At 50.4% G+C, this 19,180-nt stretch carries 21 protein-coding genes; 19 read left to right on the top strand and 2 right to left on the bottom strand.

Annotated features, from left to right (window positions below; all coding sequences use genetic code 11):
- The first annotated feature begins 102 nt into the window (after nt 1–102).
- The 18 genes from HDEF_RS13945 to HDEF_RS10690 all read left to right on the top strand — a co-directional run bounded on the left by HDEF_RS13945 (nt 103) and on the right by HDEF_RS10690 (nt 14,798).
- A complete protein-coding gene (locus tag HDEF_RS13945) occupies nt 103–480 on the top strand; it encodes a type II secretion system F family protein (protein WP_425475053.1) in 378 nt (125 codons plus the stop codon).
- A gap of 10 nt (nt 481–490) precedes the next feature.
- Nucleotides 491–1,000, top strand: coding sequence for a type 4 pilus major pilin (locus tag HDEF_RS10770; protein ID WP_015873095.1), 510 nt, complete (start codon nt 491–493; stop codon nt 998–1,000).
- 140 nt (nt 1,001–1,140) lie between these two features.
- Nucleotides 1,141–2,505, top strand: coding sequence for a shufflon system plasmid conjugative transfer pilus tip adhesin PilV (gene pilV, locus HDEF_RS10765; protein WP_015873094.1), 1,365 nt, complete (start codon nt 1,141–1,143; stop codon nt 2,503–2,505).
- A gap of 49 nt (nt 2,506–2,554) precedes the next feature.
- Entirely contained in the window at nt 2,555–2,986 is a 432-nt protein-coding gene (pilM, locus tag HDEF_RS10760; protein ID WP_015873093.1) for a type IV pilus biogenesis protein PilM, read from the top strand.
- Between the two features lie 2 nt (nt 2,987–2,988).
- Complete coding sequence (locus HDEF_RS10755; RefSeq protein ID WP_015873467.1) at nt 2,989–3,609, top strand: prepilin peptidase; 621 nt, start codon at nt 2,989–2,991, stop codon at nt 3,607–3,609.
- Nucleotides 3,610–3,651: 42 nt separating this feature from the next.
- Nucleotides 3,652–4,116: a lytic transglycosylase domain-containing protein gene (locus HDEF_RS10750; RefSeq protein ID WP_015873091.1), complete on the top strand. Its 465-nt coding sequence runs from the start codon at nt 3,652–3,654 to the stop codon at nt 4,114–4,116.
- Between the two features lie 67 nt (nt 4,117–4,183).
- Complete coding sequence (locus HDEF_RS10745) at nt 4,184–4,627, top strand: DotD/TraH family lipoprotein (protein ID WP_015873089.1); 444 nt, start codon at nt 4,184–4,186, stop codon at nt 4,625–4,627.
- On the top strand, nt 4,624–5,430 hold the full coding sequence (locus HDEF_RS10740; protein WP_015873090.1) for a type IV secretion system DotC family protein: 807 nt from the start codon (nt 4,624–4,626) through the stop codon (nt 5,428–5,430). Before HDEF_RS10745 ends, HDEF_RS10740 begins: the two co-directional genes overlap by 4 nt.
- Nucleotides 5,417–6,583, top strand: coding sequence for a plasmid transfer ATPase TraJ (traJ, locus tag HDEF_RS10735; RefSeq protein WP_015873088.1), 1,167 nt, complete (start codon nt 5,417–5,419; stop codon nt 6,581–6,583). Before HDEF_RS10740 ends, traJ begins: the two co-directional genes overlap by 14 nt.
- A 61-nt stretch (nt 6,584–6,644) precedes the next feature.
- Nucleotides 6,645–6,905, top strand: a complete 261-nt coding sequence (icmT, locus tag HDEF_RS10730) for an IcmT/TraK family protein (protein ID WP_015873087.1) — start codon at nt 6,645–6,647, stop codon at nt 6,903–6,905.
- A 14-nt stretch (nt 6,906–6,919) separates the two neighbouring features.
- Nucleotides 6,920–9,709, top strand: a complete 2,790-nt coding sequence (locus HDEF_RS10725) for an LPD7 domain-containing protein (RefSeq protein ID WP_015873086.1) — start codon at nt 6,920–6,922, stop codon at nt 9,707–9,709.
- Between the two features lie 52 nt (nt 9,710–9,761).
- Nucleotides 9,762–10,151 (top strand): hypothetical protein, encoded by a 390-nt coding sequence (locus HDEF_RS10720; protein WP_015873085.1) that lies wholly within the window; start codon nt 9,762–9,764, stop codon nt 10,149–10,151.
- A gap of 24 nt (nt 10,152–10,175) precedes the next feature.
- The gene (locus HDEF_RS10715) at nt 10,176–10,847 is read left to right on the top strand and encodes a DotI/IcmL/TraM family protein (RefSeq protein ID WP_015873084.1); all 672 of its coding nucleotides are present in this window, start codon (nt 10,176–10,178) and stop codon (nt 10,845–10,847) included.
- 38 nt (nt 10,848–10,885) lie between these two features.
- On the top strand, nt 10,886–11,848 hold the full coding sequence (locus tag HDEF_RS10710; protein ID WP_238526191.1) for a DotH/IcmK family type IV secretion protein: 963 nt from the start codon (nt 10,886–10,888) through the stop codon (nt 11,846–11,848).
- A gap of 3 nt (nt 11,849–11,851) precedes the next feature.
- Nucleotides 11,852–13,024, top strand: a complete 1,173-nt coding sequence (traO, locus tag HDEF_RS11180; protein ID WP_015873082.1) for a conjugal transfer protein TraO — start codon at nt 11,852–11,854, stop codon at nt 13,022–13,024.
- Entirely contained in the window at nt 12,981–13,802 is an 822-nt protein-coding gene (gene traP, locus HDEF_RS11065) for a conjugal transfer protein TraP (RefSeq protein WP_048901594.1), read from the top strand. Before traO ends, traP begins: the two co-directional genes overlap by 44 nt.
- A gap of 13 nt (nt 13,803–13,815) precedes the next feature.
- Nucleotides 13,816–14,355, top strand: a complete 540-nt coding sequence (gene traQ / locus HDEF_RS10695) for a conjugal transfer protein TraQ (RefSeq protein WP_015873080.1) — start codon at nt 13,816–13,818, stop codon at nt 14,353–14,355.
- Nucleotides 14,356–14,402: 47 nt separating this feature from the next.
- Nucleotides 14,403–14,798: a DUF6750 family protein gene (locus HDEF_RS10690; protein WP_015873079.1), complete on the top strand. Its 396-nt coding sequence runs from the start codon at nt 14,403–14,405 to the stop codon at nt 14,796–14,798.
- Nucleotides 14,799–15,467: 669 nt separating this feature from the next.
- Here the strand turns inward: HDEF_RS10690 and HDEF_RS10680 are convergent.
- Both HDEF_RS10680 and HDEF_RS10675 read right to left on the bottom strand, forming a co-directional pair.
- Complete coding sequence (locus HDEF_RS10680) at nt 15,468–15,755, bottom strand: HigA family addiction module antitoxin (protein WP_015873077.1); 288 nt, start codon at nt 15,753–15,755, stop codon at nt 15,468–15,470.
- Between the two features lie 14 nt (nt 15,756–15,769).
- The gene (locus HDEF_RS10675) at nt 15,770–16,048 is read right to left on the bottom strand and encodes a type II toxin-antitoxin system RelE/ParE family toxin (RefSeq protein ID WP_044612616.1); all 279 of its coding nucleotides are present in this window, start codon (nt 16,046–16,048) and stop codon (nt 15,770–15,772) included.
- Nucleotides 16,049–16,115: 67 nt separating this feature from the next.
- On the opposite strand from HDEF_RS10675, the gene HDEF_RS10670 reads away from it, so the two are divergent.
- On the top strand, nt 16,116–19,172 hold the full coding sequence (locus tag HDEF_RS10670; RefSeq protein WP_044612611.1) for an ATP-binding protein: 3,057 nt from the start codon (nt 16,116–16,118) through the stop codon (nt 19,170–19,172).
- Nucleotides 19,173–19,180 lie beyond the last annotated feature (8 nt).

Genomic DNA, 19,180 nt, shown 5'->3' with positions numbered 1-19,180 from the left:
CGCTGGGTCGGGAAAAGGCGGTTTTATGCGGACAAATTTCCCCCGTACTCCTTTTACAAGGGAATACAGGGCTCGACTTTTGTCACCAGTGTCAGCGCCTTAATGTCCTCCAACATCCCGGTTAAAAATGCCCTGATAAAAATGAGAGACCTCTCCCAATCCCCCTGGTTAATAGAAAAAATCAATGCGGCATTAGCGCGTCTCGCCGATGGGGAAGAAAATTTAGGCGCGGCGTTAGATACAGCGGGATATGAGTTCCCCAGCGAGGACGCGATCATCAAAATGCACAGTGTGTTTGAGACCTCGAATCAGGAAGGGTCGTTAGAGCGATTTGGAGAGCGATTGTTAGCAACCACCTTAATGCAGGTCGAACGGCAAGGGAATGTCATTAAATTAGTCAGTATGTTTGGAGGCGCTGTGTCTACGGTCGGCATTGTGGGCATTATGTACAGCTTGATTGAAATCGCCTTCCACTTTTAAAGGAAAAAAAATGAACTCGTTAAAAAAAGGTATTTTTAATATCAGTGATGCCAGTATCGGTTGGGGGATGGCCTTTGTGGGGTTGGCGATGGTCGCGGCGGCGGGGATGGGGTTGTATGTCAAAGTCTATTCGACTTCAGCCGTCAGTAGTATCAACACCCTGCTCAACGAAACCAAATCGCTGCGCAGCTCTACGGGTTATGGCACGGTCAATTTGGTCCCTGCGCTCATCCGCTCAGGGGCCATCCCTAAAGGCATTTCGATTGTGGGAGACACGCTTTTTAATGCCAGCGGCGGGGCCATCACCGTCACAGGCAAAGGGATCGGCTTTGCCATTTCAACGAGTGCGATTAATGAGAAAGATTGTATGAAATTAGCGACCACGCTGGGTAACGGCGATATTGCCTCCATTCGGATCAACAGTGCCTCGGCAATGGTGGGCGAAATTTCCCCCGCACAGGCCTCGGCGGCTTGCACTGTCGGTAAAAACAATACGGTCACCTTCACCACGCATATGTAAGGCACTTCATGTCTTTTCAATCACGGCTCAAAGAGACGGATTTTTTTGATTGATATCTTGCGTTCACTCATTGAGCATTCGACGAGCATTGATCACCAGAGATTAAGACAACCTTCCGGCTCCTCATAGGAGAGAGAACAATGACATCTTTAAAGAAGGGCATCTGGCAGATCTCCGATGCCTCCATAGGCTTGGGCGTGGGATTATTTTGCTTTGCTTTGATCGTGGTGCCTTTGGTCTATGAGTTTAACAAAGACCAGCAATACAGCACGGCGGCCAGCCATGCCCTGCGAGTAGAAAAAGCCACGCAAAAATACATGATGGATAACGCGTTGAGGATTGGAAGCCGTGCCACGGCCACGTCTCCTTATATTCTGGGTGTACCAGAGCTGATACAGGCGGGGTATTTACCGGCCGGCTTTTCAGAGACCAATCTTTTTTCACAGCGTTATCACACCCGCATTGTTCAACCGGCCCCGTTAAAATTTCATCATATGATTTTTTTGACAGGCGGGGCTCCGCTGAGTTTGAGTGCCGCCCGGAAAATGGCGATGAGAATCGGAGGCAGCGGCGGTTACATTGAGGGCGGGTTAGCCAAAGGGGTGATGGGGGGCTGGACTGAATCCCTCTCTGCCTTTGGCGGTTATCACCCCGGAGAGGGTCATGTGGTCATCGCCGGATTTTTTTCTCAGGGCTCAGGCAAAAATGATTATTTGTATCGCCATGCGGTGCCGGGTCAGTCGGAACTCAATACGATGAAAACGGCCCTCGATATGGATAAGAACGACATTAACGCGGTCAATACAGTCAATGCGAATAAAGTCAAAACCAATACCTTGCACGCCACAGGCTCAGCGCACATTGAAGGTGCCCTTCGTTCTGGCGACGATATCACCACAGACGGCTGGTTGATCACCCAGGGAGATAAAGGATGGTATTCCGAAAAAGGAAAAGGGGGCTGGCATATGACCGATGAAACGTGGATTAAGGCCTATAAAGGGAAATCGATTTATACCACAGGCACCGTGCGGGGCGGCTATGTGAAACTCGATGAAATCTCGGATGCGGAAGAAAAATGTAACGAGGATGGTTTACTGAGCCGTGATGCCAGTGGGGCCATACTGTCTTGTCAATCTGGGGTATGGAAGGGAGCAGGGGGAGGCAACCTGTCACGCGCCGGAGTGAATGCATTATCGGTAAAGTCCACAGGCGATTTTCATTTTGTCCTGGTCTCCATTTCATCGAGATTTTTTGCGGTCGACGGCTCACACACCGCGAGGGCGAACTTTACCCTGTCGCTCAATGGCAGAGTGAGGGAACAGATCACGAACGGATTAAATGTCAGAAAAACCGGAGGGGGTGGCCACTACTGGGGCTACGACACCGTGGGCGTCGTACAAAAACAGTATCGTTTAAAAATAGCCCAGGGCGATCACCTCCGCGTGGCACTGAGCTCAGCCCATTACCACCTGAGCAGTGATATCAGAATCGATCTGTCGAATTAACGTCCCCCTCTACACTCTTGTTTCATTGAAATCACCCTGGAAGGACATCATGCTGAATCTCAATCGCGTGTTAGTGGTTTTTTTCATTTTTCTGAGTACTCATTTATTCAATACCCTGAAGGGAAAAGACGCCGAGGTCACATCACAGGTGACAGACAGTCTGTTCACCACGACCTTTCTACTGTATGCAGACAGGTTGTCGACCTTTAAAAAAAATCATCCTGCGTATACCGGTACGGTCAATGCTGATGGCTTACTTCCCCCTTGGTTAGGCAAAAAACCGGAGATAAGAATGCATATTGAAAATGGCATCGGTTATGTTGATATGCCCAATCAAGCGGGCCTGTATGCCGGGTTAATGAGCGCCACGGACCATTCCTCCCTGATGGGGGTCACCGATGAGCATCATCTCATCACGCTGTCCGGCCAAATCCCAAAGCCGCCGTTTATCCCTGAAAACCACCTTGTCTACATGAGATGACGATGATGCTGTTATTTTTGCTGTCCTCGCTCAGCGCCTTGGTGATGGCCGTTTCCCTCCCTAACATCATTGTCAGAGTGGAAAAAAACGTCATTTCACAGTGCGACGACCTCAAACCATCCCGTGAAACGACCCCGCCGATGTATCCGCTGGCCGCCGTCGCCCTATTTAATATTGCCCCGGTCTTTTATTGGTTTAATCCTGAACAGGGGTATTTGTCGGGGGGGCTTTTTTTGTTATCGGTCTCAAGCTACATCGATATCGTCCGGCGTTGGGTGCCAGACAGTGTGATTTTTTTGTTCAGTGGCGTCAGCGTCTATGGTGTCGCTTCCGGCACAATAGGCCCTTCACCGGAAGAAGCGTTCATGGCCACGGGCCTGTTTGTTTTTCCTTTTATCGTCATCAATGGATTCAGCTGGCTCAAAAAAAAAATCTGGGTGTTTGCCTCAGGAGATATCTATATCGTCCTGTCCATCGGCTTATGGTTAGATAAAACGACGGCGGTCATGGTGGCCGGTCTGTCTATTTTACTGGCGTTGTTATACGGGTCAGTTTTTCGACAACCTCATTTCCCCTTTATTCCCTTTCTGCTTTTTTCTTTCTTGATGAATGGTTTTATCTGATTTTTTGAAAGGTGAAAGCGGGCTCTCTTTCAAGTCATCGTCATGAAAAAAACAGGGCTGTTATTTTTGCTGCTCACACTCTCTGGCCCTGCTGCCGCGTTATGCTTTCAAGCCGCAGGACTCCGTTATCAACTGGATCCTTTGTTGCTGAAGGCGATGGCAATACAGGAAAGTGGTCTTAATCCCAGAGCGATCAATCACAATAAAAATAAAGCGGGAAAGGTATTGAGTACCGATTTTGGATTGATGCAAATCAACTCCCTTCACATTCCAACCTTAAAAACACTGGGCGTCATCAGGTCAAAAGAAGACTTGCTGAGCAACGCCTGTCTGAATGTTCAGACAGGCGCCTGGATTTTGGCCAGACATCTCAACATTTGCGGGCATCACTGGTCGTGCTTAGGCTCCTACAACGCGGGTTTTGCCAAAAATAACCAACACCGCCGGATAAAATATGCCAGACAGGTGTATCGGCGGTATCAGCAATTGCGGAGTCAGCGTCCATAAAGGCAATGATTTTGTGGCTCAAGTGACGGAGAGCATCCACCCAAACCCTTTTTTAACGGACATCCCCATGAAAAAAAACATCGCGTTTTTAACAGGTTTGCTGCTGTCTGGCTGTCAAATGCCCAAAACAGGGAAACCGGCAAATCCCGCTTTTGAGAAGGCCGCGCGTTCTATTTCAATGAAGCAGGTAAATCTCCATCAATCGGGGGCTTTACACCAAAAACGATCGCAGTTTGCTCAGCCCATTCTGAGTGAAGACAACAGAGTGAACCTGGATTGGCAGGGAGATGCGCTGACGCTATTGGCTCAATTAGCGCGTCAAAGAGGGCTCACCTTTGCCTGCAGTGGCCACCGGCTCCCTCTTCCGGTCAATGTCAGCGTGCAGGAGATGAGATTTGACGCGCTCCTTCGCCAGATTGAAACCCAAATCAGCTGTCGGGCGACACTCAAAAGACACCCCCATAGTCTGCATCTGTTTTTTTCTCTCCCAGAAAAGGCAGGACACAGATGAAAAAATCAGGGCTGATGCTGTGGCTACTCATCCTCACTGGGTCGGCCTGGGCTCAAGAGCCAGAAAAAAAACCCCCGCCGGATATCACCGCTTACCTTAATCCCTCACACCCACACAAAGGCATGAGTGAGACGGTGCATCAAATGCTGACAGAAGCAGGGCACACCTTAGGATTTAGAGGCGGAAAAGCGCAGCGGGCATGGGAACTGCAAGGGGCTTTGAGACACAAAGAAAACATCCTCAGTACCCTCTATGATTTTCGAACCTTAATCAGCCCCCAAGGGTGGTTGCCCCCGGTCATCGTCTCGTCTCAAGACATCGCTCATATCACAGACGATCAAATACGCTCTGCCAGCCGCATCTACCATATCCTGTCTCCAGAACGATTTGTGAGCCATCCGCCCTGCTGGCGTCCGTATCTGATGGCAGGGTTAAGCACCACCACGGCGCTGCCTGACAACGCGGTACGACCGAAAAATGGCGAACAACGCACCGTTTGGCGAAAAGCGATAGAAAAAGGCTGGTCAGAAGGACGGGAAAGCGCAGACCGGATTTTAGAAGCCAATTTTCATCGTTTAACCCGGGATTATACAGGCATGCTGCAATATTCCACCCTGTTGCAACAAGGCATGGTGACACCCCCGAGGGTCACAGAGCAGCAACAAACGGTCGTGGGGACCCCAGATCAACTGATTTTAGGCGATAAAATAAAGCGCTTAAAACAACGCGCTCAATTCAACATCGATCACCTCGATTGGCAGCCCATCATCACGACGGAGAAAAAATCAAATGACGGAAAATAGCCTGCCACCCTTTGATTTCAGCGCGGGATTAACGGCAGACACCCTGCGGCGATTTTTCGCCTGGTGTGCGAGTCACCAGGTCACCGACATTCATCTCCAGGGCGGCGCGCCCATGATGGTCGGCCGTTACGGGCGATTGATCAAAGCCAGTGCCTTTCGCCTGGAAGAGGCGCAATTAACGAAATTAATCGATGAAATCTTTACGCCAGAAATCAAGGCGATGGTGAAATCAGGGCAGGGCGTTGATCGGGCACTCCAGCTCGAGGGCGATGCGAATGGACGCTACGGATTACCACGAGGAGAACGCCTGAGGTTTCGGGCCAATTTTATTCAAGCCACGGCGGGACGTCAGGAATTAACCATGGCGGTGACATTAAGGCTCATTCCTTCCCAAATCCCGACACTCGAGAGTTTGGCCATCGAGCCTGAGTTATTCAAAAACCTGTTGCCCCATAAGGGATTAATCTGGGTGTGTGGCGAAACCGGCTCGGGGAAATCAACGTTACTGGCGGCCATTTATCAATATTGTGGGCGGGTGTATCCCGATAGAAAAATCGTCACCTTCGAAGATCCCATTGAATATATTCTCGGCACGCCAGAAAATCGTTTGCCTCCGACCCAATCCCAAATTGGGCGTGACGTGAGCAGCTTTTCGGAAGGACTGAGACTGGCGCTACGCCAGGCGCCTGATGTCATTGGGGTGGGAGAAATTCGAGATGGGGAGACCTTGATGGGGGCCATTGCCTGCGGTCAGTCAGGGCATCTGTGTTTGTCTACCTTGCACACCCATTCTCCCGCTGAAACCATTCCCCGAGCGGTCTTGATGTTTCCCCCAGACAGGCGGGAAGCCGTCGCGCACGATTTGCTGGGAATATTACAGGTCATTGTCGTGCAGCAGTTATTACGCACCACAGACGGCCAACGCCAGGCCATTCGTGAATATCTCATTTTTGATGACGCCGTGCGACAAGCGCTCTCTGAGTTGAATTACACCCAATGGAGCGCATGGATTAACCGACGTTTAAAAACGCAAAAAGCCCGTTTGGCTGATAAAGCATGGCAATTATATCAGGAAGACCGGATTGCTGACGAAGAGCTCCTCACCGTCATGAGCCACAGCGAAAGGGAAGGAAGAAAGAAAAATACCCTCTGAACACTCAAAGATGTCTTATTTCTAATCCTCTTCATTTTTTAATCTCACAAAAGGAAATGCGATGACGTTATCCCCCTGGAGAGACGCTTCACGGCCTCTCACGATTTTGGGTATTCCAGCGCTGCTGTTACCGATTTATTTTGCCTGGTTTCGTTGGCCTACCTTGCTGACGCTCGCCATTTGTACCGCCCTGATTTTATTTTTTAAAGGGCTCTCCCTTTTTGGCGTCACGCTCACTGTGTTAACCCAAAGAGGGCTGCATCTGATGCGAGGTAATCCTGTCCTGGGGCGTCCCTGGTGGATTCGAAAATTTGTTGAATAACGGGAGACAGGCCTATGATGGCAACGGAAAAGACGTGGCTGGTCATTCCTTATGACGAGCTCTCGCTCGCCAAAGAGGCGGCCAAAAAGTTACCGCAGGGCGAAAATGCCCTGGGGTTCGATAAAGATTTAAAACTCTGGTTTGCCAAACCGGGGGCCAATCTCTCCGCATTACAGAGATGGCTGCCCGATCCGATGTCTCAAGCGCCCACAAAACGCGATCCCAGAGACGAATTTGCGCAGGTATTAATAGAGGCAGGATTTGAACTCGACGGCCCGCCAGAAATGGACGGGCAGCTGCATCGGGTGAAAACCAGCGAGGACAAATCAGGTCAAAAAACAGGGGCCTATACCGGTTATCTGGATGGGACTCCTGCAGGTTGGTATCAAAATCACCGACTCCATAGTGACCCCATCAAATGGAAATCTTCTTTATCGTCATCATCAGTGCATAAACCCGCTCAACATCACCTTCGGGCACTGGCGGCACAAAAAAAACAGACCCGAGAGGCGGAGCAGGCACGCAAACATCAGCACCATGCCTTTCGGGTTCGTCAACTTTTTGCCTTATTGCCCCAAGCCGAGGCCTCACATCCTTACTTGCGGCGAAAAGGGATACCGCTCACCCAAGGCATCAAACAGGACAGACAGGACAGACAGGGCAGGTTGGTCATTCCCTTGCGCAATGCCGAAGGCGACATCAGAACCATTCAACGGATTGACAAAACCGGCTTTAAATCGCTGAAAAAGGGGGCTCAAAAAACAGGCGGCTTCTTTGTTGTGGGAGGGACCGTTAAAGCGGGACAGCCTTTACTCTACGCCGAAGGCTATGCCACTGCGGCCAGCATTGCACAGGCGACGGGGTTGCCCGTCGTGATGACCGTCGATGCGGGGAATATGCCAAAGGTGGCGCAGTCTCTAGCGCAGCGCTACCCTGATCATGCACACTTTTTTTTAGCGGATGACGATCGAAAAAATGCCACCAATAAAGGAGTACAAAAAGCGCAGGAAGCCGCAGAGCTGACCCAGGGCACCGTCATTGTGCCGGTCTTTACCGAAGCAGAAATAAAGCAAAATTTGACCGATTTTAACGATGTGCAGCAATCTCAAGGCATCAAAGCGGTCACATCACAGATAGCGCCTTATTTAGAGTCGGAAGTTAAGAAGAGTGCGCCGCAGGTCAATCCCGCCCCTCCCGTTGAGAACAATGAATCAGTAGTGAGGCCAACATCACAGACCCCCATTCAAAATGAACAGGCCCCTCAGGTTGAGAGGCAGGTTGAGAGGCCGGATAAAAAAGAGCCCTCTCATGTAGAAAACCGCATCGAAATTGAGCCCATCCTCTCTGAAAAGGCAGAAAAAGGGCCTCAGGTCACCCCGATTAACATAGATACACTCATGCAAAATATCACTCATCGCTATGAAAATGGCACGGTGGTGTATTTTCATCAGGGAGAACGCGCTTTTGTCGATCACGGGCAGCAAATAACGATGGCGTCTCCGCAAGCCAGCCAAAATAATACGATGGTGTTGGCCGCGCTGTGGGTAGCAAAGCAACATTATCATGGAAAAATCGAATTCACGGGCAGTGACGCCTTTAAACAAAAAGCCATTGATTTAATTGCAGAGCATCGCCTTGAGGTCGTCTTGAAAAATTCTCAGCAGCAACATCAACTCGAGAGGGCCATGCAGCGTTTACATCAAGACAAAGAAGCCAAATCGACAGAACCCGCCCAAACCGAGGCCCTTGTGGCAAACAGGGAAACGGTCACACCCAAAAAAACATCCAGCACTGCACCGCCAGAGCCCTCAATGGAGGTGCCATTAATTGGAAAATTACTCGAACACCGAGCCGCGCCCTATCAATTTAAGGCAGAAAAAGGCATGAGTTATTTTGTGAGAATGCGCACAAAGGAAGGGGAAAAGGTGATATGGGGAAAGGAACTGGAGGGGGCATTAAATGACAGTGGTATGAAGACAGGCGAGTTGATCACCCTTCGTTGCCTGGGGAAGAAGCCTCTGACCCTGAACATCCCCATCAAAGATGCGCAGGGAAACCTCGTTCGTTGGGAAAAAAAAGAAGGGCATCGAACTCAATGGGAGATCGCCTCCGCCATCGATCCTCGTCTTTTGGTGGCAGACGAAAAAGACGCCTTTCTCCCTTCGGCGCTGATGGCCTACGACAGAGCCACCTTTAATAAAATACAACAAGCCGTTCTCACAAAAACAGGAATGACAGTGCCTTTGCCCTCCCATCAGTCCGATGGGTTATGGGTGCAACCCGATGGCAAGGGCACGACAAAGACAGGCCATCCAGACAGGGGGGTACTGCCGACAACTCACCCAGATTCAGGCAAAACGGTGATGACAGCGCATTCCCCTGAGGGAAAAATGAGACTGCATTTAGTGCAGGGACAGGGAGACTCTGTGCAGGGGATGGTTTGGCATCAGGGAGCATATCGGCATGCTCTGGGCGTGCTCTGTCAAAAAGCCAGCGGCGCGCCCTATTTGAGGCTCAATGTCGTGGATGAGGGGGGAGTCCGCCCGATGGGATACGGACATGCCCTCAATCAGGGGGATGGCCTCTCGAAGACGAACCGCTTTGTTTTTCGTCTCGAAGGTGAAAAAGACCCCGTCATCGCTCAGATGGAGAAGCCAGAAAAGAAGACAGTCGAGTTTAATAAAAAATGGGGATTTAAAGCACCATATCCCCCTATGACAAAGTCACCTGAAGAAAACAATCTCTTAAGAGTCAAGGAAACACCGAAACCCGATCAACAGGATCCCCCCAGTCCCGCACCATAAAGGAGATGGCGATGAAAACACTCAAAACCTTTTAGGGGGCACGGGTCTATGGATGATCAGCCTCTTCACTCAAGCCGAGCCCTGTCGCGCACATCAAGCGGCTCAAATCGGCAGTCAAATGGGGTATGAGCAGGCCAAAAAAGCGGCCGATGCCTGGGAAAAACGGGAACAGTACGCCACCACCGCATTACAGCAATGTTTAGGCAGCCTCAGTACCTCGCTCACCGTCCCGACCTTTCCTGACCTGTCGAGCCTCTTGAATGGCATTAAAGACAAGGTCTGTGCGGCGGGTCGAGAAAAAATCTCCCGTGTTATCCCGAGCCACATCAATCCTTGGGAAGAATGGACAGTGGCGGACTATTCAATCCCCAAAAAAACGGTCTCCGCTTCACAAATGATGGTCCCTGAGCCAAAAAAGGGATCTCCTTTTACGCTCAATTAACGGCACAGTCTGAGGCTGAACGCGATGAAAAAAAATTCCGACCTGGGTGATAATAAGGACAATGCTCCTTACAAAGCGGCTCTTGAGCTCCATCATCAAAATCAACTGGGGGCTCAATTTGCCCGAACCACATTAACACTCTGCCTGACAACCAGCCTGTGTCTCATCGTGTCGCTTCTGCTCAATGGCTATTTAGGCTGGACAGTGGCGCATCCCCCCGTCAAATACTTTGCGACACAGGAAGGACGAGTGATCCCACTCATCCCAACACATCAACCGGTGTTGACGGTATCTCAAGTGTCAGATTTTGGCGCTCACACCATCCGGGAAGCCTTCACCATGGATTTTGTGCATTTTAAGGAGCAAATGAGCCGGGTTTCAGCTTATTTTTCAGAAGAAGGATTTAAAAGTTATTACCAGGCGTTGACACAATCGAACGTCTTAGCGGCCGTTCGAGACAAAAAAATGAATCTGGCCGTCATGTTAGCGCCCGGCGTCGTTCGCCAAAAAGGGCCTTTGTCCAATGGCGTCTATGCGTGGGAAATCCAGTATCCCGTGACATTAAAACTCTCAGGACAGACGCTGTCTCTACCCGAGCAACGCTTTATTTTTTCTCTCTTTCTGCAACGCGCCGATCTGAGAGAAAAACCCAATGGACTGGAAGTGACTCAATTAGTCACCTTTGATGCGAAATGAAAAAAATATCTATTGACCCATCAACAGGCGAATTTATCATGACATTACGGCTTCTTTTTTTAGTCCTCAGTGTGGTATTGACAGACGCCAGGGCGTCCGACAAACCGCGCCAGTGGACGCCCGCCCATTCTGCATCATCAACCACAGAAGAGCCCTCAAGATCTGAGCGAAAAAATAATCAAAATTCGAAAAAGAACAAACCCTTGCCTCTGCCCTCCGACGCACTGAGCTATGCCCAGGAGCAGGCGCTTCCTTTATCAGGACCTGAAATTGAGGCGCTCAGTCGGGGGGCCGATGAAGTTCGTCGTGGACGGGCCTATCAGCCCAGGACCATCGTCCCTCGTATCAGCACATTAACCGTCAATTTATCGCCTGGAGCCAGCATCCCGATTTTACGAACGGCGGCCAATCAAACCAGCAGTCTCACTTTTTCTGACAGTACTGGGGCGCCATGGACACTCGGTGCCCCGCCCCTGAACTCCAATCATAAAGGCTTTCAGGTCAGTTATATCCCCAGCAGCGCGCTCATCGCCGTTCAGGCATTGCGCCGCTATGACACCGGCAATATCACCGTCTACCTGGAGGGTTTGCATGTCCCCGTGGTGATCCATCTCACCAGCGGATCTCCACAGAGCCGAGCTCAAACCCAGATCATGGACAGTCGTCTGGATTTGCGGATCCCACAGAGAGGCCCCAATGCCAAACCCAGCGCGCCCCCTGACAGTCAAATCGCCTTGTACAACAATCTGCTTCAAGCTTTTCTGGATGGCGTACCCCCACTTGACGCCAAACCACTTCGTACCCGGGGTCAGGTGCCCTCAACCACCGTTTGGCAATGGGGGGAGCATCTTTATATTCGCACCCAAAGTGACATCAGAGACGAATTTGAACAAACGCTCTCCTCCCTCGATGGCACGCATTTGTGGAAATTACCCCTCACGCCCACCGTGCATTTTTCTGTGATGGGGAAGACAGAGCCGTTGATCATTGAGCTGGAGTAAATCATGAAAATTGAACAAGAGCTCGCGAGGGAGGCGGGGAAATCATTGATATTATTGATGATCTGCATTGTTGTTTTAGCTGTGTTGATTTATTTGATCCTCCAATGGACAGACACCCCCATTGAAACGAAATCGATCGTCCAGATTGACAGTGTCGCCTCACAGACAGGCCGACCAACCAAAGAAAGCGCCGAATACCGGGCACTGTTAGAAAAATACAACAGGACTGAATCAGAAAAAGCCCGAGAGGAAGGCCAAAGCTTTGTGGCTCGCATCAGGGAAGGGACAGAAGAAAATCAAAAACCGTCCCCGGCCTCTCTTCCAGACGAAAATCGGTATGCGCCCCCTCCTGTCACGGAGCAGGAAAAAGGAAGCGCATTCACGGAAACCGGCGCCAATGAACACCGAAGAAAAGCCATCGACACCTTGCTCCAGGAGTTAAATGCGCAATGGCAACCCGTGGCCTTTCAATTGGCCCCTCTCATTGAAGGAGGAGAAGCGGTCTCTGAAGGCACATGGACAGACAGTGTAGCCCAACAATCGACGGCCCCTCTGCCTTTGACAGGCAATGACATCACTGAGAAAGCCATTGTTGCCCCCTATACCCGTGTGCCTGCGGTGATTGAAACGGCCGTCGATTCGGATAATCCTGATTCGCAGGTACTGGCAAAAATTCCCACAGGCGCTTATGCCGGGGCGCAATTACAGGCAAAACGCGTTCAATTAGTGGGTGACGGCCTCAGCATTCACTTTGAGCGCATGAGTTGGCGCGGACAGACCTACGCCGTGGAGGCCTACGCCCTCGATGAAAAAACCTTGCAATCCTCTGTCGCCAGTACAGTCAATCATCGTTATTTTTCTCGCATTATTTTACCTGCGGTGGCGATGGGAATGGGTCGCGCAGGGCAACTGTTTGAGCAAGCCAACACTCAAAATACGATCACACCTCAAGGCACGGTGATACAAACTCGCGCCTCGAATCCTGATGGCAGGGCCATTGCAGGCACGATCGTCGGGGGGATAGGCCAACAGGCCGCTCAGGTCATGACCCATGATGCCGCGCGATTACCCATCCAACAGGTCACTCTTCACCGGGGACAAATCATCGCCATCCAGTTTATGGGCGGCGTTTATGAAAAAGATAATCTTCGTCTCAAATCAGAAAGAGCGAAATGACCTTTCCATCAAAGGAAAAAATACCATGAACGAAACAAAAGATCGGTTTGATTTTGATGAAAGAGGCTCAGATCATCATGAGGCCTCCAACCTCTCTACAGAGCCCACACCCCCCCCTGAATTCCCTTCAAAAAAGAAGATTTTTTGGGGTTTAGGGTCAAAGGAATTGGGGATGTTCGCTTGTTTTACGGTTCTTGGAGGTGCCTTTATTTTTTGGCCGTCTCCCTCAGAGCAAACCGGTTTCGCGCGTTTTGCCTCTTCACCGTCGGTGTATGAGCCCTCTGCTTTTTTTAAAAAAGATTCAGAGGAAAAAGCCATCCCCTCATGGAATGTCAATACGCAAAACCACGCGGCTCTGTCTGAGGCATTCACCCGCTTTCAACAAGAAATGGCCCTCATTCTCGAAGCCCGCCGTCTTTTTGCTGAGGAAAACAGGGAAGCCATTGGGGCTTTATCCGCTCGCCTCGATGCCAAAAATCAAGAGATCAAGCAGCTCAAGCAACAACTCGGGGACATGGCCATCCGTTTCGAAAGCCAGCAAACCCAAAAGCACCTCCCGGATAAAAAAAGGGCCCCAAAACCCGATCAAAAAAGACCTCGACCTTCCTCAGGAACAACCGGCTATCGCCTTCATAGCCTGTCACAGGGCATGGCGTGGATCGCTTATCAAGGCAGCACTTATGCGGTGCGCGAAGGCGACACATTGGGAAAAATAAAAATTCATCAAATTGACACAGCAAAACGTCAAATCGACACCTCTGCGGGGGTGATCCAATAAATAAGGAAACCCTATGAATACCGACCTTATCCAAATGTTGGGTCATTTGGCCAACACGCTCACGAAATCGGGGATCAACCTGGTCATGAGTCTCTCTGTGGTGATGGGGATCTTCAGTGCGACGGTTTATTGTGTGCGATTGGCCCGCCCTAAAACGCATCGACAAGGGGGCGGATTTTCCCTGGGAAAGGGGGTGCTGTTTTTGATGATGTGTGGAGGACTCATCTCATTAAGGCAAATCATGAATGCCTCTTCGCATCAACTGGGATTTGGTGATGTCACCTTTGATGCCATTGCTTATGTCTCCCCCTCTCGGTATGGCCCCGCGGCAGAAGCCCTCAATGCCGTTCTCACTCTGTTGCGTCTGTTAGGGGTCATTTTTTTCTACCAGGGCATCCGGCGCATGAAACGATCGTTAATCGACGGCCATACCGGCCTCAGCGCAGGAGAAGATGTCTCTCATGGCGTGGTCAAAGTACTGATAGGCACCCTGCTGATCTGCAATCCTTATTTTCTCACCGCACTCAAAAATACCCTCAATATCGTCTGGTAATCAAGTCAGAGCTCATTTTTTCATGTCACTTTTTTAAGGAATTTTCAATGCGTTCATTTCACGACAAAATTTTGTTTTTTTACGTCCATCTGTCTCTCTGGGCTAATCGCCTGCGCCAAAAAACAGGGCAAGTCCTGATAGCCCTGCTCAGCCTGTGTGTGACCCAGAGCGCCTCTGCTGATGAGGACATTGCGGGGATGGTCAACCATATCACACAAGGGATCGCCAGCGTTCAATCAGGGCTGATGAAGGCGGCGCAAGTGGCCGGCGTCGGGTGCGTGCTGGCGGGGATTTTTTTGTGGTTACGTAAAAAAANTGACCCCCATATCAAAGGGTCCAGTATTGCGATATTGATTGGCATTGGCTGCATTTTAATCGCCCTCGATCAATTCATCAGTCGAGGACAAAAGCAGGCCGGACTCAGACCGGTCAACCTGAGCTGATTTTTGAAAAAATAAATGGAGGATCACTCATGCTGGTTTTTTCTATACTCAGCCCAAAAGACGGCCCCCCATCACAAAAAANGAACACGGATAAAAACAGCGAGGCGCCGTGCTTTTTTNGTGGTTACCTCTCAAAAAATAATCGGCGGCAGGAGGGGGAGAGCCATCCCCTCAATCACGATAAAGACCCTCTCAGGTGGGTCGATCCTTTATGCGAAGCATGGCAAAACCTGGATTCTCTTAAAGTTGACGAAGGCTTTGTCGCTTATCTACCCGAAATGAAGCCTGAAGACGTCAATCACTTGCAGCGGGCCGCTTTTTTTGCGCTGCAATCCCCAGACCCCGTTTATCGTGAGGCAGGCAAATCGGTGATGAATTGGCTGGCAGAGCATAAAAAAGAGGTGGAGGCATGTTGGGGCACTTCGCAGCCAAAAGCCTTTGCGCAAGCGCTCCAGCAAGCGAGTGAGGAACAACGCGCGCAGTATCAACATCGATGGCGACATCTGGCCCTGATACTGCCCCCCAAAAAATTCATAGGGAAGGGGTTCTTTGCTGAACAGGGGATTGAATCCGACACAAGACAATGGGCTGAGATCTATCAAGGTTTTCTGAGCCACGATAGATTACAGTGATTTTACTTTTAGATAATTTCTGTTTTCAAGGTCATCCTTAAGCTACGTTCGATTGTAAAGGAATGACTTTAGGCTGAATGCGAGTTCTTGATTGAGATAGCTCAAAATTAGTTTGGAGTGTCATCCAAAAACGGGCCGTGCCCACACCAGCAAGCTCTAATCTGATCGCCAAATCAGGACTGATACCCGCATGACCGTGAATCACTCTCGACAAAGTCGTCCGCGCTATACCTAACCGTTTAGCGGCTTCAGTGACTTCGATGCCAAGTGGTAATAACACGTCTTCACGCAGTATCTCACCAGGATGGGGATGATTTTTCATCATAAAACTCTCCTCTTTTAGTGATAGTCAAGATAATCAATAAGCTCTACATCACCATGAACAAAACGGAAGGTGAGCCGCCAATGACCACTCACCCATACAGACCAATATCCTTTCAACGTCCCTTGCAGTGAATGCAGTTTGTAGCCTGGATAACTCAATTCTTTTGGCAGGCTAGCCGCGTCCAGGGAAGCTAAGAGGCGATTCAACTTAACAGCATGCTTGGCCTGTATACCTCTGGTTGAACCCGTACGATAAAACGTCTCAAGGCCCTTGTGTCGGAAACTAATTATCATATTTATATAGTATCTCGTATCGCTACACGAAACAATGAATTTTATTATCTCTGATTGGATTATCACCATGATTGAAAAAATCCTCACACAGATTGAATCTGCACTCGCCGCCGTCTCTCGCTACACCTTAGGGAAAGATTTCACTGCTTATTGTGATCTGCGTACCGTGATTGGTTTAACAGAAGAAGACAAAATGCTTCGACCTGCCTTGCAAGCCCCTTACATTTTTGTCACCCACACAGGCGATTACGCCAGTGTCTTCGAGATACAGGGGGCTTTTTGTGAGTTCGATGAAAAAGACACCTTTAACGAGCGGGTTCAAAAAGAAGACCCAGAGTCTTTTCGGGATTATATTGCGCGATTACATACAGCGCTGGCCAGCGATTTTAAAAGTTGGGGCCATAAACTCAGCTTTGTCTTTGAGCGCGATCCCCATAAAGCCAGAGAAGAATTAACTCAGCTGATGGCCCCCCAATGTCGTGCCATCCGACGTTGTGGCCTCGCTCTCGAAGATATTTTGCAAGAAAAAATAGAACACTCGGTGCCCTTTATGGCACGGGAACGCGCTTTTATGGTGGTGTATACAGGGCGTACAGTATTGCCGGCCTCAGAGCTTAAAGAAGAGCAACAACGCCTTCAAACACGACTCAATGGGGCCCCTGTCGCGCGTTTTGGACAAGATCCCGAACATTTGCGTCTGGAAGGACTTAAAATTCGGCATGATGCCCTCCTGAGTAAAATAGAACAGGATTTTTCGACGGACGGTCAAGGCGTTTTACTGAGATTGATGGAAGCCCATGAAGTGGGATTCCATATCCGGGAAGAAACGGATCGCCATGGCACATCCCGTGACTGGCAACCTCTCTTGCCCGGAGATCTCCTGTTTCCCCATGGGAGACCCAAAGGCGACGATCACAGTACCATGGTGCCGCCTTACTTAAATTTTCAGCTGTTTTCACAAGAAGTGAACACCCACGGAGCTTTGGTTGAAATCGACGGGCTTTGGCACAGCAGCCTGGCCTTAACCCTGGGGCCCCAAAAACCGGAAACCTTCACCCAACTTTTTCACAAAATTCATCGCAAAGTCCCCTTTCGGATACGATGGGATCTGATGCCCTGCGGCCATGACGTGTTAGGAAAAAANCGCACTGCCTTAGAGTTTCTCTCCGTGATCCCCTCATTGCGCCCACTCTATGATTCTGTCCAGTGGCTGGCGAAAAATAATGAGCGAGATCCGACCTGTGTGATGACCATCACAGCCAGTACCTGGGCGGATGATCCCCAGGGCGTCAAAAGAAACCTCACCATGCTCCAAAAAGCGGTCCAATCCTGGGGCGTCTGCGAGGTCACTCGAACTTTTGGGGATCCCCTACGGGCTTGGACGTCTACTATTTTAGCCGCTTCTTCTGCCGGTGGGGTGCATTTGCTTTTTCCGCCCTTGTCGGCGGCACTGGCCATGATGCCGTTGAACCGGCCTGCCACACCCTGGCCCAATGAAGCCAGTGTGGTCTTTCAAACCATCGATGGGAAACCCTTTCCTGTGCGGCTGGGGAGCGCTCTTCAAGAAAAATGTACAGAAATGGTGACGGGAGAACCCGGATCTGGTAAATCGGTCTTACTCAATGTCCTCAACGAAGTGGTGATCAGCCATGGACAGAGCCAGTTGCCTTTTTTGAGCATCATCGACAAAGGCTACAGCGCGCAAGGTCTCATCCGATTGATCCGGGATGCCCTGCCACCGGAGCGCCGAAATGAAGTGATCGGGATCGTTTTACAAAATGACGACCAGCAGTGCCGCAATCCTTTTGATATCCAGCTGGGGGCCCGATTCCCATTAACCACAGAGCGAAGTTGGCTGATCCAGCTGTGTACCGCCCTGTGTACCGATCCTACGACAGGCCATCCCCCTAATGCCAAAGACACCCAGCAGATTTTAAGCCGCGTGATTGATGAGGTGTATCGCAACAATGCAGAAAAAAACCCGATCCGATATGCCCCGACTTTGGTGCCTGAAGTAGATACCGCACTATCAGAGATCGACTCCCCTGAAGAATGGGAGAGTTTTTCCTGGTATGAGGTCAGAGACAGGTTGTTTGAAACAGGTCATATCAAGGAGGCCACCCTGGCGCAATACCAGGCCGTCCCAGAGCTGACGGACTTGCAAAGTGCCCTCAATCACGAAGATGTCCGTCATGCCTTTGGGGATATTCATCGAGACGGATCGCAGGAAAAGTTGCTTAAAACCCTTTCACGGTGCCTGACCCAGGCCAGCACAGAATATCGCCTGCTGGCAGGACGCACGAAGTTTTCACTCGATCCCAATACGCGGGTGATCGCCCTCGATCTCAATAACGTGATGGGGGATAACACGAATGAAGGGCAATTACGCACGGGGATCCTCTATCTGTTTGCAGGACAGGTGGCGGGCGGAGAGTATAGTTTGCCTCAACATCGGGAAGAGCTCTTGGCCAAAATCGATCCGCGCTATAGAAATTTTCATCTGGCTCGGTTAGAACAACTTGATCAAGAAATGAAAACCAAGGTGTACGATGAATTGCACAATGCCCGAAAAGTCCCTTTCATTTTTAGCGCGCTGGAAACCCAGGACCGGGAACAACGAAAATTTGGGATCCGAACCCTGCTCTCTTCCCAATATCTGAGCGATTTTCCGCCGGATTTACTCAAATCGGCGAACTCTCTGTATCTGATGCGCGTGAGGCCCGAAGACGCCAAAATACTCACCGAGCATTTTCAGGTGCCCGCGGCCACCCTCCGGCGTTTTATGAGCCTGAGCAAAGGGGCCGCCCCCGATGGCAGCGGCACCTGCTTTTTGGCCGTCTTTCGCACCAAAATAGGCCGCATTGTGCACATTCTGAAAAACACCGTGGGGCCCAGAGAACTCTGGGCGCTCAATTCCACCCCCAAAGACAGTGCCCTGAGAAACAGGTTGTACGAACAACTCGATGGCCGCACGGCTCGAAATATTTTAGCGGAACATTTTCCCACAGGCAGTGCAGAAAAAATCATCGAACACCGACAAAAACAGGCGGGAGAACAAGAGAGCACCAACATCATTCGACAACTGGCCGATGAGCTGATGTCCAGCAGAGGCTCCCGATGGTAAAAGGAAGC

Origin of the sequence: Candidatus Hamiltonella defensa 5AT (Acyrthosiphon pisum) (genome assembly GCF_000021705.1) — a bacterium.
GTDB lineage: Bacteria > Pseudomonadota > Gammaproteobacteria > Enterobacterales > Enterobacteriaceae > Hamiltonella > Hamiltonella defendens.
The sequence above is the reverse complement of the archived record's forward strand: the minus strand, read 5'-3'. Positions and strand labels throughout refer to the sequence as shown.

Bases quoted from the DNA above. Each gene is read 5' to 3' on its own strand.
- HDEF_RS13945 (WP_425475053.1), top strand. From the start codon at position 103: ATGTCCTCCAACATCCCGGTTAAAAATGCCCTGATAAAAATGAGAGAC.
- HDEF_RS10770 (WP_015873095.1), top strand. From the start codon at position 491: ATGAACTCGTTAAAAAAAGGTATTTTTAATATCAGTGATGCCAGTATC.
- pilV (WP_015873094.1), top strand. From the start codon at position 1,141: ATGACATCTTTAAAGAAGGGCATCTGGCAGATCTCCGATGCCTCCATA.
- pilM (WP_015873093.1), top strand. From the start codon at position 2,555: ATGCTGAATCTCAATCGCGTGTTAGTGGTTTTTTTCATTTTTCTGAGT.
- HDEF_RS10755 (WP_015873467.1), top strand. From the start codon at position 2,989: ATGATGCTGTTATTTTTGCTGTCCTCGCTCAGCGCCTTGGTGATGGCC.
- HDEF_RS10750 (WP_015873091.1), top strand. From the start codon at position 3,652: ATGAAAAAAACAGGGCTGTTATTTTTGCTGCTCACACTCTCTGGCCCT.
- HDEF_RS10745 (WP_015873089.1), top strand. From the start codon at position 4,184: ATGAAAAAAAACATCGCGTTTTTAACAGGTTTGCTGCTGTCTGGCTGT.
- HDEF_RS10740 (WP_015873090.1), top strand. From the start codon at position 4,624: ATGAAAAAATCAGGGCTGATGCTGTGGCTACTCATCCTCACTGGGTCG.
- traJ (WP_015873088.1), top strand. From the start codon at position 5,417: ATGACGGAAAATAGCCTGCCACCCTTTGATTTCAGCGCGGGATTAACG.
- icmT (WP_015873087.1), top strand. From the start codon at position 6,645: ATGACGTTATCCCCCTGGAGAGACGCTTCACGGCCTCTCACGATTTTG.
- HDEF_RS10725 (WP_015873086.1), top strand. From the start codon at position 6,920: ATGATGGCAACGGAAAAGACGTGGCTGGTCATTCCTTATGACGAGCTC.
- HDEF_RS10720 (WP_015873085.1), top strand. From the start codon at position 9,762: ATGATCAGCCTCTTCACTCAAGCCGAGCCCTGTCGCGCACATCAAGCG.
- HDEF_RS10715 (WP_015873084.1), top strand. From the start codon at position 10,176: ATGAAAAAAAATTCCGACCTGGGTGATAATAAGGACAATGCTCCTTAC.
- HDEF_RS10710 (WP_238526191.1), top strand. From the start codon at position 10,886: ATGACATTACGGCTTCTTTTTTTAGTCCTCAGTGTGGTATTGACAGAC.
- traO (WP_015873082.1), top strand. From the start codon at position 11,852: ATGAAAATTGAACAAGAGCTCGCGAGGGAGGCGGGGAAATCATTGATA.
- traP (WP_048901594.1), top strand. From the start codon at position 12,981: ATGAAAAAGATAATCTTCGTCTCAAATCAGAAAGAGCGAAATGACCTT.
- traQ (WP_015873080.1), top strand. From the start codon at position 13,816: ATGAATACCGACCTTATCCAAATGTTGGGTCATTTGGCCAACACGCTC.
- HDEF_RS10680 (WP_015873077.1), bottom strand. From the start codon at position 15,755: ATGATGAAAAATCATCCCCATCCTGGTGAGATACTGCGTGAAGACGTG.
- HDEF_RS10675 (WP_044612616.1), bottom strand. From the start codon at position 16,048: ATGATAATTAGTTTCCGACACAAGGGCCTTGAGACGTTTTATCGTACG.